The organism is Epibacterium sp. MM17-32 (genome assembly GCF_022348205.1).
Classification (GTDB): domain Bacteria; phylum Pseudomonadota; class Alphaproteobacteria; order Rhodobacterales; family Rhodobacteraceae; genus Epibacterium.
Window position 1 is genome coordinate 18,113 of record NZ_JAKRFC010000019.1, and the last position, 17,495, is coordinate 35,607.

The 17,495-nt window shown below is 57.7% G+C and carries 12 protein-coding genes and 2 pseudogenes; 10 read left to right on the forward strand and 4 right to left on the reverse strand.

What is annotated here, in order from left to right:
* Positions 1 to 4 precede the first annotated feature (4 nt).
* Both MHM88_RS20860 and MHM88_RS20865 read right to left on the reverse strand, forming a co-directional pair.
* Entirely contained in the window at positions 5 to 1,165 is a 1,161-nt protein-coding gene (locus MHM88_RS20860; RefSeq protein WP_007120593.1) for an acyl-CoA dehydrogenase family protein, read from the reverse strand.
* A gap of 15 nt (positions 1,166 to 1,180) precedes the next feature.
* On the reverse strand, positions 1,181 to 1,975 hold the full coding sequence (locus tag MHM88_RS20865) for an IclR family transcriptional regulator (RefSeq protein WP_009804224.1): 795 nt from the start codon (positions 1,973 to 1,975) through the stop codon (positions 1,181 to 1,183).
* A 180-nt stretch (positions 1,976 to 2,155) separates the two neighbouring features.
* Here MHM88_RS20865 and MHM88_RS20870 point away from each other — a divergent pair, with 180 nt between their 5' ends.
* Positions 2,156 to 3,601 carry an NAD-dependent succinate-semialdehyde dehydrogenase gene (locus MHM88_RS20870; protein ID WP_084658595.1) on the forward strand — a complete coding sequence of 482 codons (1,446 nt, stop codon included), beginning with the start codon at positions 2,156 to 2,158 and terminating at the stop codon, positions 3,599 to 3,601.
* Positions 3,602 to 3,609: 8 nt separating this feature from the next.
* The gene (locus MHM88_RS20875; protein WP_040609072.1) at positions 3,610 to 5,649 is read left to right on the forward strand and encodes an FAD-dependent oxidoreductase; all 2,040 of its coding nucleotides are present in this window, start codon (positions 3,610 to 3,612) and stop codon (positions 5,647 to 5,649) included.
* Here MHM88_RS20875 and MHM88_RS20880 read toward each other — a convergent pair.
* Both MHM88_RS20880 and MHM88_RS20885 read right to left on the reverse strand, forming a co-directional pair.
* Positions 5,637 to 6,385: pseudogene (locus tag MHM88_RS20880) on the reverse strand (IS5 family transposase); the annotation flags it as partial. The gene MHM88_RS20875 and the pseudogene MHM88_RS20880 overlap by 13 nt on opposite strands.
* Positions 6,386 to 6,709: 324 nt before the next feature.
* Positions 6,710 to 7,737: pseudogene (locus tag MHM88_RS20885) on the reverse strand (IS110 family transposase).
* A gap of 287 nt (positions 7,738 to 8,024) precedes the next feature.
* On the opposite strand from MHM88_RS20885, the gene MHM88_RS20890 reads away from it, so the two are divergent.
* The 8 genes from MHM88_RS20890 to MHM88_RS20925 all read left to right on the forward strand — a co-directional run bounded on the left by MHM88_RS20890 (position 8,025) and on the right by MHM88_RS20925 (position 17,475).
* Positions 8,025 to 8,927, forward strand: a complete 903-nt coding sequence (locus MHM88_RS20890) for an alpha/beta hydrolase (RefSeq protein WP_017468330.1) — start codon at positions 8,025 to 8,027, stop codon at positions 8,925 to 8,927.
* A 115-nt stretch (positions 8,928 to 9,042) separates the two neighbouring features.
* The gene (locus MHM88_RS20895; protein WP_239368746.1) at positions 9,043 to 10,680 is read left to right on the forward strand and encodes an NAD(P)/FAD-dependent oxidoreductase; all 1,638 of its coding nucleotides are present in this window, start codon (positions 9,043 to 9,045) and stop codon (positions 10,678 to 10,680) included.
* A gap of 72 nt (positions 10,681 to 10,752) precedes the next feature.
* Complete coding sequence (locus tag MHM88_RS20900; protein WP_009804216.1) at positions 10,753 to 11,508, forward strand: SDR family NAD(P)-dependent oxidoreductase; 756 nt, start codon at positions 10,753 to 10,755, stop codon at positions 11,506 to 11,508.
* A gap of 76 nt (positions 11,509 to 11,584) precedes the next feature.
* On the forward strand, positions 11,585 to 12,343 hold the full coding sequence (locus MHM88_RS20905; RefSeq protein WP_009804215.1) for an electron transfer flavoprotein subunit beta/FixA family protein: 759 nt from the start codon (positions 11,585 to 11,587) through the stop codon (positions 12,341 to 12,343).
* Positions 12,343 to 13,263, forward strand: a complete 921-nt coding sequence (locus MHM88_RS20910; RefSeq protein ID WP_009804214.1) for an electron transfer flavoprotein subunit alpha/FixB family protein — start codon at positions 12,343 to 12,345, stop codon at positions 13,261 to 13,263. Before MHM88_RS20905 ends, MHM88_RS20910 begins: the two co-directional genes overlap by 1 nt.
* A gap of 2 nt (positions 13,264 to 13,265) precedes the next feature.
* Complete coding sequence (pcaF, locus tag MHM88_RS20915) at positions 13,266 to 14,465, forward strand: 3-oxoadipyl-CoA thiolase (protein WP_009804213.1); 1,200 nt, start codon at positions 13,266 to 13,268, stop codon at positions 14,463 to 14,465.
* Positions 14,466 to 14,952: 487 nt separating this feature from the next.
* The gene (locus MHM88_RS20920) at positions 14,953 to 15,885 is read left to right on the forward strand and encodes a helix-turn-helix domain-containing protein (protein WP_040179399.1); all 933 of its coding nucleotides are present in this window, start codon (positions 14,953 to 14,955) and stop codon (positions 15,883 to 15,885) included.
* A 93-nt stretch (positions 15,886 to 15,978) separates the two neighbouring features.
* A complete protein-coding gene (locus MHM88_RS20925) occupies positions 15,979 to 17,475 on the forward strand; it encodes an aldehyde dehydrogenase family protein (protein ID WP_040179400.1) in 1,497 nt (498 codons plus the stop codon).
* Positions 17,476 to 17,495 lie beyond the last annotated feature (20 nt).

The window sequence follows — 17,495 nt, forward strand, 5'->3', positions numbered from 1 at the left end:
CCTGTTAAGCTGCTGCAGTGCGGATCATATTCCGCGCGATCAGTATTTGCTGAATCTGGGTTGTCCCCTCGTAGATGCGGAAGAGACGCACATCGCGATAGAAGCGCTCGACCGCATATTCGGCCATGTATCCTGCACCGCCGTGGATTTGCACTGCGCGATCGGCCACTCGACCTACCATCTCACTGGCAAACATCTTGCAGCAGGCAGCATCAGTCGACACGTTCTGACCAGCGTCCTTGCGGCGTGCTGTTTCTTCGATCATGCAACGCGCTGCGAAGGCCTCGGCGCGACTGTCAGCCAGCATGGCTTGGATCAGTTGCTTTTCAGCGATGGGTTCACCGAATTGTTTGCGTTCCATCGCATAGGATAGGCTGTCACGGATCAGCCGTTCGGCGGCGCCCACACAGACGGCAGAAATATGCAGTCGGCCCCGGTCAAGGACTTTCATTGCTGTCTTAAAGCCCTTGTTCAGACGGTCCGGCCCGCCGATAATGTTCGCGGCAGGCACGCGGACATTGTCAAGGATGACGTCGCATGTGTGCGAGCCCTTCTGCCCCATCTTCCTGTCAGGCTGGCCAAGCGTTATGCCTGGCGTCCCTGCCTCGACGAGAAAGGCGCTTACGCCGGCAGAACCTTCCGCCTCTGGATTGGTCCGGGCAAAAACCGTGAATAGATCGGCACGCGGTGCATTGGTAATGTAGCGTTTCGTGCCGTTCAGAAGGAAATCGTTACCGTCACGCCGCGCCGTAGTGCGCAGACTGCCAGCATCCGACCCAGCATCTGGCTCGGTTAGGGCGAAGGATGCGATCATATCTCCGGACGCGAGAGCTGGTAGATACTGCGCCTTCTGCTCGTCGGTTCCATCGATGATGATTCCCTGAGAGCCGATCCCGTTGTTGGTGCCAACTAGCGACCGGAACGCAGGCGAAGCCTGGCCAAGAACGAAAGCGGCTTGCACTTCCTCTATCATCGACAAGCCGAGCCCGCCGAAATCTTCCGGGATCGACATGCCGAAAAGGCCCATCATGCGGATTTCATCGACCAGCATCGGCGGAATCACATCCTCGTCGGCGACGCGATCCTCGTAAGGGATTAGTCGCTCTTTCACGAAGCGGTCGAGCGCGTCGAGAAACTGGGAAAGGGTATCTTTATCAAGGGCCATGATGCTCTCTATTGTTCAGGGTGCGACCGCCGCAACGCGGCGGACAAGATCGACAAGGCGGTGCGCGACGTCGCTTTCGATCCAGTCGCGCGTAAGGGTTTGCGAAGGGCCACCGCAGTTGAAGGCAATAATGGGTGAGCCGTCCTTCGGCACGAAGGGCACCGCTACAGCGTTCACATCACGTTTCCACTCCGTGAAGGACGTGCAGTAACCGTGCTGTTGGTAGTCTGCGATAGCTGCTTCGATTCCGGGCTGCACATTCGGCCAGTTGTCGCCTTCATGTTCCTCCACAAGGGCCAGAATTCTGGCCCGCTCATCCGGGTCGTGCGCCGCTATGCAGGCGCGACCAACCGCGGTCGTGGCCAGTTTAATATGGGCACCAACCTCGATCGCCAGCGTGACGGCATTAGTGCCCTTGCACCGCTCCAGATAGACCATCGATAGCCGGTCACGACTGGCCATGGCCACCGGCATGCCTGTGTAATCAGCCAGCTCCTGCATAAAGGGCTTCGCCAGTTGCCGCAGCGGAATCCCTGCAAGGCAGGAGAAACCCAACGAAAGCACTGGAGGGGCCAGTCGATAACGTGCTGTATCCGGGTCGTAGCTGAGGTATTCCAGCTTGTTCAGTGTATAGGCCAGCCGGGAGACCGTCGATCTGCTCAGGCCAGTGCGCTCGGCCAACTCACCATTCCCCAGAGCTTCCCCTTCCCGCCGAAAGGCCCGCAACAGCTCCAAGCCGCGCGCCAACGCCGTGACAAAATCGCGGTCCTGTCTCTCGGCGTCCTTGGTGCGGTCTTTCCTTGGTCTCACGACATCCCTCCTCGGGAAGAATTATGCGTCTTGAAACACATCTAAACGATCGATAACGTCCGCGTCAATACTGTGGTAAACTTTTCCGCTATGCGGAAAACTAAAGTCGTCCATCTGGTCCCCTTCGTGCCGGATCCTGCGGATGACACAACTGAGCGAGGGCATAACGCCATGAAAGAAATGAATTATCCGACCATCCAGCACCTCATCGGACGGGACTGGATCGCTTCTCCCACGCCGGAGGATCGTGCAGTCATAAACCCTGCAAACGGGCAAACTATCGGACAGATTCCGCAGGCTAGCGCCGCAGATCTGGACCATGCGGTTCACTCGGCCGAATCAGCTTTTCGCCGATGGAAAAACAGCTCTCCCATGGAACGAAGTGCAATTTTGCGACGGTTTGCCGACCTGCTGCGCCAAAATGACAGACTGATCGCTGGCTGGATCACTCTCGATGAAGGCAAGCCGCTGGCTGAGGCCTTGGCTGAGGTCCGCGCCTCAGCTGACCACGTCGACTGGCACGCCGAGGAATGTCGGCGCATTTATGGGCGCATCATTCCATCGCGCAGCCCGGGGGTACAGCAGCTTGTCGTGCGCGAACCGATAGGCGTCTGCCTTGCCATCACGCCTTGGAATTTTCCGCTGAGCCAAGCGGTACGCAAGGTCGCGGCGGCGCTTGCGTCAGGTTGCACGATGATCTTGAAAGCCCCGGCAGAGGCTCCGGCGGGCTGCATGGCAATTGCGCGCTATCTGCTGGATGCAGGCTTGCCCGAAGGCTGTCTGAACCTTGTCTGGGGTAATGCGGCCTTCATTTCGGAAACTCTTATTGCGCGCCCCGAGGTGCGCAAGATCACCTTCACCGGTTCGGTCGAGGTGGGCAAGCATCTGGCAGAATTGGCTGGCCGCCACATGAAGCGGGCGACGATGGAACTCGGCGGTCACGCGCCCGTATTGGTGTTCGACGACGCCGATGCCACGGCCGCGGCGCGCGCCTTGGCGGGCAACAAGCTGCGCAATGCAGGCCAGGTGTGCATCGCCCCAACCCGGTTTTACGTACAACAAGGCATCTACGACCGATTTCTGTCCGAGCTAGTTTCAGCATTTGAGAGCGTAAAGGTGGGCGATGGTTTAACCGAGGGCACACAGATGGGGCCATTGTGTCATCGCGGACGCGTGAATGCGATGGAAAAGCTCGTCGAGGATGCCCGCGAAAACGGCGCACGGGTGTTGACGGGAGGCAAAAGGCTTGGAAATCATGGTAACTTCTATGCCCCGACAATCGTCGATACGCCCAACGACGACATTGACTTGATGCGCGAAGAACCCTTCGGCCCGATTGCTGTCGTCTCGTCTTTTCGTGACATAGAGGACGGACTGTCGCGGGCCAACGGGCTACCCTTCGGGCTGGCGTCCTATGTCTTTACCAATTCGTTAGAGCGTGCAGATAAAGCAGCTGCGGGTTTGCAGGCAGGTATGGTAAGCATCAACCAGTTCGGCCTCGCTCTGCCCGAGACTCCGTTTGGAGGCGTGAGAGACAGCGGCTATGGGACTGAAGGCGGGACGGAAACCTTCGAAGGCTATCTCATTACCAAATTTATCTCGCGCAATCGCGCGCCAGTGCTGTGAGGATGCCCATGCCTGTTGAATTAAGCTTCTCAAATGACGCAGCAATTCTGACCATAGACAATTCGCCGCTTAACCTAATCAACGCGGAGGTTCGGGCTGGAATACAACACTGTATCTTCAAAGTCCTCGAAACTGGGGCTACCAGGCTGATTATCACCGGCACAGGAACGACCTTCGTCGCGGGCGCGGATGCGAAGGAATTCGGTAAGTTGCCTGTTGATCCACAACTAAATGATGTGCTGATGCAACTTGCACACCTCCCGATTCCTACTATCGCAGCAATCAACGGGGCTGCGCTTGGTGGGGGACTAGAGATTGCTCTGGCTTGCTGCTATCGCATCGCCTCAACTTCTGCCAAACTGGGCTTGCCAGAGGTAAACTTGGGGATCGTGCCTGGCGCAGGGGGAACCCAAAGACTGCCGCGACTTATCGGTATTGAAGCTGCGCTTGACATGATTGTCACCGGGAAGGCTGTTTCCGCCGAGCAGGCACTGAAAATGGGACTGATCCAGCTGCTAGCCGATGACCCGCTTGGCGCGGCCATAGCTCTCGATGACGATGTACTTGAGGCGGCACAGGCACCCGACAATCTTCCTTCACCAAAGCCAAACCACGTCGCAGCGGAAGTCGCCCGAGCGCATGTAGCGCGGCGTATGCCTGGCCAGAATGCCCCGCAGGTTGCGGTGAACCTAGTCGCGACCAGTGCGACGACGCCGCTGCACGACGCACTAGCCAGCGAGCGCTCTGCGTTTTTGGACCTTCGTACCTCGGATCAGGCGCGGGCCCTTAGGCACGTTTTCTTCACCGAGCGTACCGCAACCAACAAGGGGCGCGCCTACCCCCGACCTTCCCGAGATGCTGAAACCGCCATCGTGGTCGGTGGTGGCAATATGGGCGCAGCTATTGCGTACACGCTGGCGACCGCAGGGATCTCGGTGACTGTCGTCGAACGTAGTGCCTCGTCCGCCGAGTGGGCCAGTAAAAACCTGCAAAAGCTGATTGATCAGGGTATCAGTCGCGGTATTCTGTCCGTCGATGCGGCAAAGACGGTTGAAGACCGGCTGGTTACGGTCTCAGGCTATGACGCTCTGCCACCAACCGATCTAGCAATCGAGGCGGCCTTCGAGGATTTTGCGGTTAAGACCGCGATCCTGACCGAACTCGAAGGCGCACTGCCACCCGAGACCATCATTGCCACAAACACATCCTATCTCGATGTAAATCGGCTCTCTGATGGGTTGAAACACCCGGCACGCTTTGTAGGGATGCATTTCTTCAGTCCTGCGCATATTATGAAACTTCTGGAAGTCGTCAGGAGCGACCGAACGTCAGACGGAACATTAGGTGCAGCACTTGTGCTGGCGCACAGGCTTGGTAAAATCCCGGTACTGTCTGGTGTTTGCGATGGCTTCATCGGAAACCGAATTTTGTCGAGCTACCGTCGCGCCGCTAATCGCCTTCTGGTGGAGGGGGCTAATGTCGACGAGATCGACGCGGCTATGCGCGGATTCGGTATGGCGATGGGTCCATATGCTGCACAGGACATGTCGGGGCTGGACATCGCCTACGCGAATATCCGTCGCAAGGCAGTTGCCGAAGGGAACTGCTGTGGTCACGTGCCCTTGGTCGAGCGGCTGGTCGAAAAGCACAAACGCCTAGGACGCAAATCGGGCGCCGGATGGTACGACTATGGGCCAGACGGCAAACCCTCACATTCGGAGCTGGTCGCTAGCGAAATACTCCGTGTCTCAGAAGAAATGAACTTCACTCGCCGCGAGTTCTCAGCTGACGAAATCGTAGAAAGGCTCTTGCTCACAATGGTGGCGGAAGCCTGCGATATCCTTGACGAAGGCGTAGCAGAAAAACCGCAAGACATCGACCTAGTAATGATTCACGGCTACGGATTTCCCCGCTGGCGGGGAGGCCTGATGCACCACGCCAAAAATATCGGCAAGGATCGGTTGACCGCGCTGTTTAGCGCGCTTGTCAAAGAGGACCCTTGCGACTGGAGGGTGCCTCGTTATTTAGAAAGGGTTTTCGCGACCTGACGGTCAAAGTCCCGCGCCATAAGGCGCTGCCCCAGCAACTTAACACAGTGCATCTTCGTCTCGACGCGGCTTAGGCGGTGATGGTCTTCCAAGACTTTGCGTTCTTACCTGGTGGGATAACGGCGTGGACGCCACGGTCCGCAATCGCGTCCTGGCATTTTCGTGTGTCATACGCACCGTCAGCCGTGACACTGCTGGTCTGCCGGGATCTGTTCAAGAAGGTTGGGTAACACTGGAGCGTCACCGATGTGGCTCCCGGTGATCTGAACAGCGCGCACTTCCAACGTTTGCTCGTCGATCCCGAGGTGGATCTTGCGCCAGACCCGTCGCTTGGGGCCGCCATGCTTGCGGGCATGCCACTCACCTTCAAGCTTGATCCCCGTGCTGTCCACCAACAAGTGCAACGGCCCTTTGGAGCCGCGATACGGGATGTTCACGGCCAGGGTCTTCTGGCGCCGGGACAGGGTGCTGAAGTCGAGCACCGTCCAGTCGAGACCGATCAGCCGCAACAGGCTCTCGACGAACCCGGTCGCCTGTCGCAAGGCCATGCCGAACAGGACCTTCATCGAAAGACAGGTCTGGGTCGCGGCGTCGCTGTAACTCTTCTGCCTGTCGGCACGGCCTCCCAGCTCATCTCGGGGTCAAACCAGATCGTCAGCGAGCCACGGCGCTTGAGCGCTTCGTTATAAGCGGGCCAGTTCATGGTCTTGTATGTCGGGGTTGTCGGTCTGCTCATGCACCTCAGCTACCACGCTGGATTCATAAGATGAGTCCGACACGGGATTTGTGCATGCATGCCCCCATTGGTGCAAGTGATTTTTTGAACGGCGCGAGCGTGTGATCGGGTGCGGTCATGTATCAGGCCTCTGTGTGCGGCGCTGATGTAACCGCGGGCCGGTATGGCGATGCGCGGACCAGAGGCATATCAACAAACCGAGCTCGGTGGCTCCTGCACAAATGCTGCTTTCTCTGACCCGGATCTGATCGATCCTTTGCCCTTACTTTTCAGTGACCTCCTCACACTCCCAACTTACCGGGACGTCGTGGCATGCCGTCTTCGCTATGCCATCGCCGCCACCGGATTCCGGTAATCCTCTTGTTTCATTATGATGGCCCAGAGGCCACGCGCCATCTTGTTGGCCAGCGCAATCGCGGCGACCCATGCGCGGCTTGCGGGTTAGTAGGCGTTTCAGCCAGCCATTATTCGGTGTGTCAAACCGCTCGACAGCCTGGAGGACAGCCATAGCGCCAGAGACCAAGAGTGTCCGGAGTCGCGCTGTCGCATCTTCGAGGTCTTCCCGAGCCGGGCTTTGCCGCCCGTCGAGTGCTGCTTCGGCACAAGCCCAAGCCAGGCGGCAAAATCGCACCCGCGCCGGAAGGTGGCCAGGTCACGGGCAAATGTCTCGATCGCAAGCGCCGTGACAGGAACCACGCCCGGCATGGTTTGTGTTCGGCGCACCAAGTCGGCTTTCTTGGCGGCACATCGCATCTTCGCGTCAAGCTCTGCAACACGCGTATTCAGCCCCTCAATCTGCCCCAGATACATCCGGCCGAGGTCACGAACCTCAGCATGCAGCGCGGTGTCATCACCTGCGATTGCGTCCGCGAGTCGCTTGAGATGGGCAGGCCCGCGGGCCGCGACCAATCCGTGTTCGGCGAGGTGGCCGCGTAAAGCGTTGATCATCTGGGGGCGCTGGCCGACAAACATCTGCCGCGTGCGAAACAGCATGGCACGGGCCTGCTGATCTTCCGTCTTCACTGCGAAAAAGCGCATGGTTGGACGCAATGCAGCCTCCAAGATGGCCTCTGCATCGGTCGCATCATTCTTCTGGCGTTTGACGAACGGCTTCACATAGACCGGCGGTATCAACCGCACGTCGCACCCCAGCTTCTCAAATTCGCGGCCCCAGCCATACGCCGTGGCCACGCCTCCATGGCGATCATGCATTTGGGTTGCTGTGCCACGAACGCGAGAAACTGGCCTCGTGAAAGCTTTTTGCGAAACGCGACTGACCCATCATTGTACGCACCATGCAACTGGATAACGCGCTTTGCCAAGTCGACACCGATAATTTTAATTTCGGACATAGATGCTCCTTCCTTCTGTGATGGCTTTTAACGCTCATCATAGTGGCACATTGCGATGCCGTCGGGAGGGGGTATCCACGCCATCAACAGAGCCTAGTAACGGGCATATCTGCCTCACGACAGGCTGAGCACGATCATACTATTTCCAAAGCAGGATTGTTCAATACATGGCGCATTTTTCGCCCTTACTCTGAGATAATTGGCGTATGCCGTTGACCGTTTGACGTCTTCGAGATTGCCGACGTCAGTTGGTGGCTTTGCCAAATGTTATGCTTGGGAGGATAAACATGGAAATCAGTAGAGAAGCGGATACGCTGCGGGCGCTTTATCAGAATTGGACCGATCAGATGGTCGAGAACCCAGACCTGACGATCGCGAACCTGCGCAGCATGTTCGATGAATGGGGGCAGCCCGCACTAGAGCCGGAAAACGTTAGCTACAAAAGCGATCATGTCGGAGGAGTTGAGGCTATCTGGGCCCTACCAGCCGGGGCAGATACCTCGCGTGTAATTGTTTACACTCATGGTGGCGGCTTTGCCGTCGGCTCAGCCGATAGTCATCGAAAAATGGCAGGGCACCTCGCTAAGGTGCTTGGGGTTACGTCGGTGATCCTGCACTATCGGCGCGCACCCGAGCACCCATTTCCGGCGCAGATCGAAGATGCAGTAGCCGCATACAAAGCGCTGCTGGATAAGGGTTTCAAGGCAAGAAATATTCTGACGGCTGGCGACAGTGCTGGCGGCAATCTTGCCATCGCCAGCGTGCTGAAGTTACGCGAACTTGGGTTGCCACTGCCCGGAGCGGTCATCGCCTATTCGCCCTGGCTCGACATGGCGATGCGCGGGGAAACACTGGAAACCAACGCGGAAACCGATGCGCTAGTCGGCAAACCGATCCTCGAAGCGATGGCGGGGATGTTCCTCGGTGAAGGCACGGATCCGCTTAATCCGTTGGCCAACCCGCTGGAGAACGATTTCACCGGTTACCCGCCGCTCTATATCAATGCCGGAGGGGCCGAGACGCTTAAGAGCGATGCCGAACGGTTGCACGAAAAGGCCAAGGCACAGGGCGTAAACGTGACCCTGTCTATCGTCGAAGGCATGCAGCATGTCTTTCCCGCGCTTTCGGGACGCGCGCCCGAGGCAAACGAGGAACTTGGTCGCATCGCCGCATGGTATCGGGCCCTCTGAGACCTGTACTCGCACTGCATTGCGGTGCGGTGCGAGACAAACCCCTACGAAACATTCATCTAGCATCTCACCCGCAATCTGCGGGGCGGAGCGGTCTTACTCTGGGAGGAGTGATATGAACATTCAGACTGAGAATACTAAAACGGTCGGAGCGGATTTTGACGCAGTCGTCATTGGCGCGGGCTTCGGCGGGCTTTACGCTGTCCACAAACTTCGCAACGAGCAGGGACTGAACGTCCGGGGCTATGACAGCGCCAGTGACGTTGGCGGCACCTGGTGGTGGAACCGATATCCCGGTGCGCTGTCAGACACGGAAAGCTATGTCTATCGCTATTCTTTTGACAAAGAGTTGCTTCGAAAAGGCCGCTGGAAAACCCGGTATCTGACCCAGCCCGAGATCCTCGAATACATGAACGAGGTAGCGGATCATCTCGATCTTCGACGCAGCTACAAGTTCGACACCAAAGTGGATGGCGCGCACTATAATGAAAAAACCGGTCTCTGGAACGTGATCACTGATAGTGGTGAGACAGTTACCGCAAAATACCTTGTCACTGGCCTCGGTCTCTTGTCCGCAACGAATGTTCCAAAATTCAAGGGCATCGATGATTTCAAAGGCCGTATCTTACACACAGGTGCCTGGCCCGAGGGAGTGGACTTGAGCAACAAACGCGTGGGCATTATCGGCACCGGCTCGACGGGTGTTCAGGTTATCACTGCAACGGCACCAATTGCAAAACACCTGACTGTTTTTCAGCGCTCTGCACAATATGTCGTGCCGATTGGGAACACCCCGCAAGACGATGCTACCATCGCCGAGCAAAAGGCGAACTACGATAATATCTGGAATCAAGTGAAGAATTCTGTTGTGGCCTTCGGCTTCGAAGAAAGCGCCGAACCCGCCGAAACCGCCTCGCCCGAGGAACGGGAGCGGGTCTTCGAAGCCGCCTGGCAGCGCGGCGGTGGTTTCTATTTCATGTTTGGCACCTTTTGCGATATTGCGACCAGCCAAGTGGCCAATGATGCGGCCGCTGACTTCATCAAGGGCAAGATCAAGAAAATCGTGAAGGACCCCAAGGTCGCAGAGAAACTGACGCCGAAGGACCTTTACGCCAAGCGCCCGCTTTGCGGAAACAACTATTACGAGGTCTACAACCGAGACAACGTGACCCTCGCCGACGTGAAGGCCGATCCGATCGCAGAGTTCACTCCGAACGGCATTCGTCTCGAAAGCGGCGAGGAGCATGAGCTTGACATCGTAATCTTTGCCACTGGTTTCGATGCGGTCGACGGCAATTACGTCAAAATGGACCTCCGCGGACGCGGAGGCGTGACCATGCGCGACACTTGGAAGGAAGGCCCACTCGGTTACCTCGGCATGATGGAGGTAGACTTCCCTAACTTCTTCATGATCCTTGGCCCTAATGGCCCCTTCACTAACCTGCCCCCCAGCATTGAGACGCAAGTTGAATGGATCGCTGACACGATTTGCGCAATGGAAGAAGAGGGGGTTCAAAGTGTGGAGCCAACCGTGGAGGCGCGCGACGCTTGGGTTGGCACCTGCCGTGAAATCGCCGACATGACACTCTTCCCCAAAGCTGAAAGCTGGATCTTCGGCGCAAATATCCCCGGAAAGAAGAATGCGGTGATGTTCTACATGGCCGGGATTGGCAATTATCGCAATGCCATTAGTGCGGTTAAGGAGGAAGGTTATACATCCCTGATCCGCGACCGCACTGCCGAGAAGGTGTAAAGAATTCCGTCGGGCATTAAGAAAACCCGGCGGAAACAATTAAATTTGTTCATGAACACTCAGGAGAGAACTATGGGACGGGTATCCGGAAAAGTCGCACTGGTAACAGGTGGCGCCATGGGCATGGGAAAAGCCCATTGTGAAACGCTGGCACGTGAAGGCGCGCATGTATTTGTAACCGACCGTGATACGGAAGCGGGTGAAAGCGTAGTAAAAGGTATCATTGGAGCCGGAGGGAAGGCGGAATTCATTCAGCATGACGTGACGCTTGAAGAAGATTGGAAGAATGTCATCTCCACGGTGCAATCAAGTGCTGGTCGACTTGATGTGCTAGTGAACAACGCTGGCATTCTCATTCTGAAGCCGCTCCACGAAACCTCGCCTGACGAATTTGACATGACGATCAACGTCAATGTACGCGGTGTTTATCTCGGTATCCGAGCCGCGGTTCCATTGATGAAAGAGACCGAAAAAGCATCAATTATCAATATTTCTTCAATCTATGGGATTGTTGGTGCCGCTTCGGCGGGAGCCTACATTGGATCCAAAGGCGCCGTACGGATGTTGACCAAATCCTGCGCAGTCGACCTGGCCGAAAGTGGCATACGTGTCAATTCGATCCATCCCGGTGTCATCGATACTCCCATGACAAAAGATCTGCTACACGCCGACGAAGAGACCCGGCAGGCAATTCTGGGGGCCACGCTGCTCAAGCGGCCAAGCAAACCTGAAGAGGTTTCGAATGCGGTCCTGTTCCTCGCATCGGATGAGTCATCGTTCGTTCACGGAGCAGAGATTGTAGTAGATGGCGGTTATACTGCGAATTGACAGAGACACATCCCAAGTAACGGCCTGGAACCCGGGCCGTTACTGCCATTGCAAATTTCCAAGACGATAAACGCCAATGAAAATAATTGCACCTATAAAACACCTAATTGATTACAACGTGAAGGTTCGCGTTAAGGCGGACGGTAGCGGAGTTGGTCTCGCGAATGTGAAGATGTCGATGAACCCGTTCGACGAGATTGCGGTTGAAGAGGCGATCCGTCTGAAGGAAGCGGGCAAGGCGGACGAGCTTGTCGTCGTGTCGATCGGCGTGAAACAGGCGCAGGAAACGCTGCGCACGGCGCTGGCGATGGGCGCGGACCGGGCGATCCTCGTCGTGGCCGCCGACGACGTGCACCAAGATATCGAGCCGCTGGCGGTGGCCAAGATCCTAAAGGCCGTGATCGACGCCGAGGCGCCGGGCCTGGTGATCGCGGGCAAACAGGCGATCGACAACGACATGAACGCGACCGGCCAGATGCTGGCGGCGCTGCTGGGCTGGGGTCAGGCGACCTATGCCTCTGAGGTTGCGATCGAGGGCGAGCATGCCGTCGTGACCCGCGAAGTGGACGGCGGTCTGCAGACCATCAAGGTGAAGCTGCCGGCGATCGTCACCGCCGACCTGCGCCTGAACGAGCCGCGCTACGCCTCGCTGCCCAACATCATGAAAGCCAAGAAGAAACCGCTGGACGAAAAGACCGCCGCCGATTTCGGCGTCGATGTCACGCCGCGCCTGACCGTCGTCAAGACGGCAGAGCCCGCCGCGCGTTCGGCCGGGGAAATGGTTGGCTCGGTCGACGAGCTGGTGTCGAAGCTGAAAGAAAAGGGGATCGTGTAATGGCTGTTCTTCTCCTTGCAGAAATCGCCGGTGGTGCACTGGCGCTGGACGCCACCGCCAAGGCGGTGACCGCTGCCAAATCGCTGGGCGATGTGACCGTTCTGGTTGCGGGCCCCGCTGCCGCAGGCGAGGCCGCGTCGAAGATCGACGGCGTGGCAAAGGTTCTGGTGGCGGATGACGCCGCCTATGCCAACGGCCTGGCCGAGCCGGTCGCCGATCTGGTGGTCAGCCTGGCAGGCAATTATGAACATATCGTTGCTCCGTCCACGGCGAGCGCGAAAAACATCCTGCCGCGCGTCGCGGCGCTGCTGGACGTGATGGTTTTGTCGGACGTCACCGCCATCGTGGACGGGTCCACGTTCGAACGCCCGATCTACGCGGGCAACGCGATTCAGACGGTAAAGTCCAACGATTCCAAGAAGGTACTGACCGTCCGCACCACCGCCTTCGACGCGGCTGGCCAGGGTGGTTCGGCCGCCGTCGAGGCCATCGCAGCGGCCGGCAACGCGGGCCTGAGCGCCTGGGTCGAGGACAAGGTCGCGGCGTCGGATCGTCCGGAACTGACCTCGGCCAAGATCGTGGTCTCGGGCGGTCGCGGCGTCGGTTCCGAGGAGAACTTCGCGATCATCGAGGGCCTGGCCGACAAGCTGGGCGCGGCGGTCGGCGCCTCGCGCGCGGCGGTGGATAGCGGGTTCGCACCGAACGACTGGCAGGTCGGCCAGACCGGCAAGGTCGTGGCGCCCGAGCTGTACATCGCGGTCGGGATTTCCGGGGCAATTCAACACCTTGCAGGCATGAAGGACAGCAAGGTCATCGTCGCCATCAACAAGGATGAAGAGGCCCAGATCTTCCAGGTCGCCGACTACGGCCTGGTCGCAGACCTGCTCGACGCCGTCCCGGATATGACAAAGGCACTCTAAGAATGACAAACGTCTACATCTGCGATTACATCCGCACACCAATTGGTCGCTATGGCGGCGCGCTTTCTTCTGTGCGAGCCGACGATCTTGGTGCAATCCCACTCAGGGCCCTGGCCAGCCGAAACCCGAAGCTAGATCTAGCGGCCATTGACGAAGTGATTTTCGGCTGCGCCAACCAGGCGGGCGAGGACAACCGCAACGTCGCACGCATGTCGCTGCTACTCGCGGGATTTCCGGATTGTGTCCCTGGCACGACGATGAACCGGTTGTGCGGATCGGGTATGGACGCCGTAATCACAGCCGCCCGCGCGATCAAAGCTGGAGAAGCCGATCTCATTGTTGCTGGCGGTGTGGAAAGCATGTCTCGTGCTCCGTTTGTGATGCCAAAAGCTACAACTGCATTCTCGCGCGAAAATTCTGCTGAAGACACCACCATCGGCTGGCGCTTCGTCAATAAACAGATGAAGAGTCAATACGGCGTCGACAGCATGCCTGAAACGGCCGAAAACGTAGCGGAAGACTTCAGCATCAACCGCGCCGACCAAGATGCCTTCGCCATGCGTTCGCAGCGAAAGGCGAGAGATGCCATGGCGAACGGTCGTTTGGCCCGTGAAATTGTCCCGGTAGAGATTCCTCAGCGAAAGGGGGAGCCAAAGATCGTCGTACAGGATGAACACCCTCGCGCGGGTACGACTTTGGAAGCGCTCGCCCAACTGAAAACTTTCGTAAAAGCGGACGGCACTGTAACCGCTGGGAATTCTTCGGGCGTGAACGATGGTGCCGCAGCATTGATCCTTGCCACCAGCGACGTCGCAAAAAAATTTGGCCTCACACCGATCGCAAGGGTCTTGGGCGGCGCAACCGCGGGCGTCGCACCGCGCATCATGGGTTTCGGGCCGGCACCGGCGTCGGAAAAGCTGATGGCGCGACTTGGACTGAAACAAGAAGACTTCTCGGTAATCGAACTTAACGAAGCCTTTGCTTCGCAGGGTCTGGCCACACTACGGCACCTGGGGATCGCGGATGATGACGCCCGCGTGAACCCGAACGGCGGCGCTATTGCTCTCGGCCATCCGCTTGGCATGTCAGGTGCCCGCATCACTGGTTCAGCGATGCTGGACCTCAAACCTGGAGAAAAGTCGTTATCGACCATGTGTATTGGCGTGGGACAGGGGATTGCAATCGCGCTCGAAGCTGTCTGAGGTGCCGCGACAACCACAAAACTAACATAAGTCTAATTATGCGTTTAATTTCTTGTAGCCGGGCACATTCTAAACTGGCTTGCGATAAATGCCCTATCTTGCTGGAAGCGCAACATCACGGCGGTCACAGATCATGAATTGAAAATGATCTGTGACCGCCTCAACGCAACACCCAGAAAATGCCTCGGATGGAAAACGGCCGAAGTGATCCGGGAAACTCTGACGACGGACAATCCCAACATGAGTCGCAGTTCAGATATCGCTCACAGATAACCGTCGCGGACTTTGCCGCTAGCGGTTTCGAGTGATACCATTTCGACCCAATCCTACATGTGAGCTTCGCGGTAAACACAAGGTATCAATTGTTACCTTTGTTGCACACCCCGATTGGCAGAAAATTAGTTTAATAGAAATTTCCTCGGTGCGCACCTCATAGAGTGACCGGGAAAGGGGCGCCGCGTCAGTCGGTCGTGAAGGGAGAAATGAAATGACCCAGCTAGATTTAGCCAGAAACAGTCAGGCGGAGCGCCGGGTGAGGAAACTGGTCGAATACCGGTCCGCGCATTATGCTTCGCATTCGGAGGCAGCGAGTTACTTCACAAACACCCCTGCACGGGTCCAGTTTTGCTTTGCCAACCCGATCATCTGCCGCCTGGGACGCGGTCACAAAATCATGAGCGTGTCGGACAGCGACGCATTCGACTTCATGCCCGGCGATGTCATGTTCGTCCCGCCGGGGCTGGAAATCGACATCGACTTGAGCATGGCGCGCACGGACGCTCCGATTGAATGCGATTGCATCGAGATCGAAAACGAGCGCGTCGAGTCAGTGCTTGGACGACTGAACGAGACCATGACGCGTGGCGGGCACCCGATCGCGATGTCGCTCGACTGGACAGCGTTCTCGGTGTTGCGGGGCGGCGAGGCGGATGAGCTTGATCTGCCGAACCTGATGCGCCTGTTTCGGACCGAAAGAGATGTGTTTTCCGATTTGCGCATTGACTCCAAGATTGACGATCTTCTTCTACGGCTACTCCAGCTTCGCGGGCGTTCCCTGCTTGTCAGCAAATACGGATCGCACGATTCCGGTATTGCGGCGGTAGCCAGCCTCATCCGGGACAACCTGCACCGCCATGTGCCGATCGCGGAACTGGCACGTGCTGCCGCGACGTCGGAATCGTCCGTGAACCGCCAGTTCAAGAAGTACTTCGGCACCACGCCGGCGCGCTTTGCCAACAAGGTCCGCATCGCCGAGGCAAAACGTCAATTGCGCAAGTCTCTGACGCCGATAGAGGCTCTTGCCTTTGAGCTTGGCTTTTCTGATGCGAGCCATTTCGGTCGAACTTTCCGCAAGACCACAGGCGAAACGCCTGCGGGTTATCGTAAGCGCCGTCAGAGACCGCCAAGTATGTTGTCTTGATTGTTTTGTTCCAAGTGTTGCGTGTTTTGTTCATGGCGCAATAATTCTGATCGCATTTTCATATATCCAAAATTCATCTTGGGAGGAAAGAAAATGCTCGATTGGCTTAAGCGAGGCAGCGGGGACACAAAAGTGCCGGCCCGCGAGATGTTTATTGGCGGCGCGTGGAGCGCGGCCAGCAACGAAAAGACATTCGCGACGGACAATTCCACCACCGGAGACACCATTGCGCAAGTCGCGGACGCAACTGCGGACGATGTGACGGCGGCCATTGACGCAGCGACAAAGGCGCAGCCAGACTGGGCGGCGTTGCCTCCTGCTGCGCGCGCAGGGCTTTTTCACCGCGCTGCGGCACTGTTTGTGGAGCGTCAGCAGGATTTCGTGGACATGCTCGTCGCTGAGACCGGCTCGGGCTTTGGCAAGGCGATGTTTGAATGCTCGCTAGTACCGCTGGCGCTCGCCGAAGCCGCCGGGCTGACCACCCGCGAGATCGGCGAGATCTATCCGAGCCAGGTACCGGGGAAGATAAATCGCACGTTGCGCTCGCCCGCAGGCGTCGTGGGCGCAATCAGCCCGTGGAATTTCCCCCTTTACCTGTCGCTGCGAGGCTTCATTTATGCGCTGGCGCTCGGCAACACCGCCGTTCTGAAACCCTCAGAAGACAGTCCCCTGTCCGGTGGCCTGATGTTGGCGGAACTCTTCAACGACGCGGGTTTCCCAGCGGGTGTTTTCAACGTTGTTACGACCTCCCGCGACGGTGCGGCCATGGTGGGAAATGCTTTTGTAGATGACAAACGGATCGCGGTGATGAGTTTTACAGGCTCAACACGCGTCGGTCAGCTTCTCGCGACCGCTTGCGCCAAGGCATTCAAACCGATCGTGCTCGAACTCGGCGGCAAGAACTCGATGATCGTGCGCAAGGATGCCGATCTCGACCGTGCAGTCGATCTGGCATTCTTTGGTTCGTTCCTGCATCAGGGCCAGATTTGCATGTCCTGCGACAAAGTTCTGGTGGACCGTTCGATTTATGATGCGTTTGTCGAAAAGCTTGTGGCTAAGACAGTCAATTTCGTCCCCACCAACCCCGACGAACAGACCTGCGTGGTCGGCCCGATCATCAACACCCGTCAGCTGCGCCGGATCGAGGCCATGGTGGATTCAGCCGTCAAGGCTGGTGCCAAAGCTGAATGCGGCGGCAAGGCCCAAGGACCGTTCTACACCGCTACGGTGCTGACCCGCGTGACGCCGGAGATGGATGTCTGGACAGATGAAGTCTTTGGCCCCGTGACCACCGTGACGCCGTTTGACAGTGAAGATGAAGCCATCGCGATGGCCAATGACACGCCTTATGGTCTGTCTGCCTCTGTCGTTACCGGCGATGTGTTGCACGGTGAACTTCTGGCCGAGCGCATCCATGCGGGCATGGTCCACATCAACGACTCGACGGTCCACGACGAACCGCATTGCCCATTCTCGGGAATCGGGGCTTCGGGTGGCGGCGGCAAATGGGGACCGAAAGGCGCCATCGAGGCCTTTACAACGCAGCGCTGGATCTCGACCCAGCGTCAGCCGCACCCACTGCCGTTCTAGACGCTAGCCGAAAGTAAGAA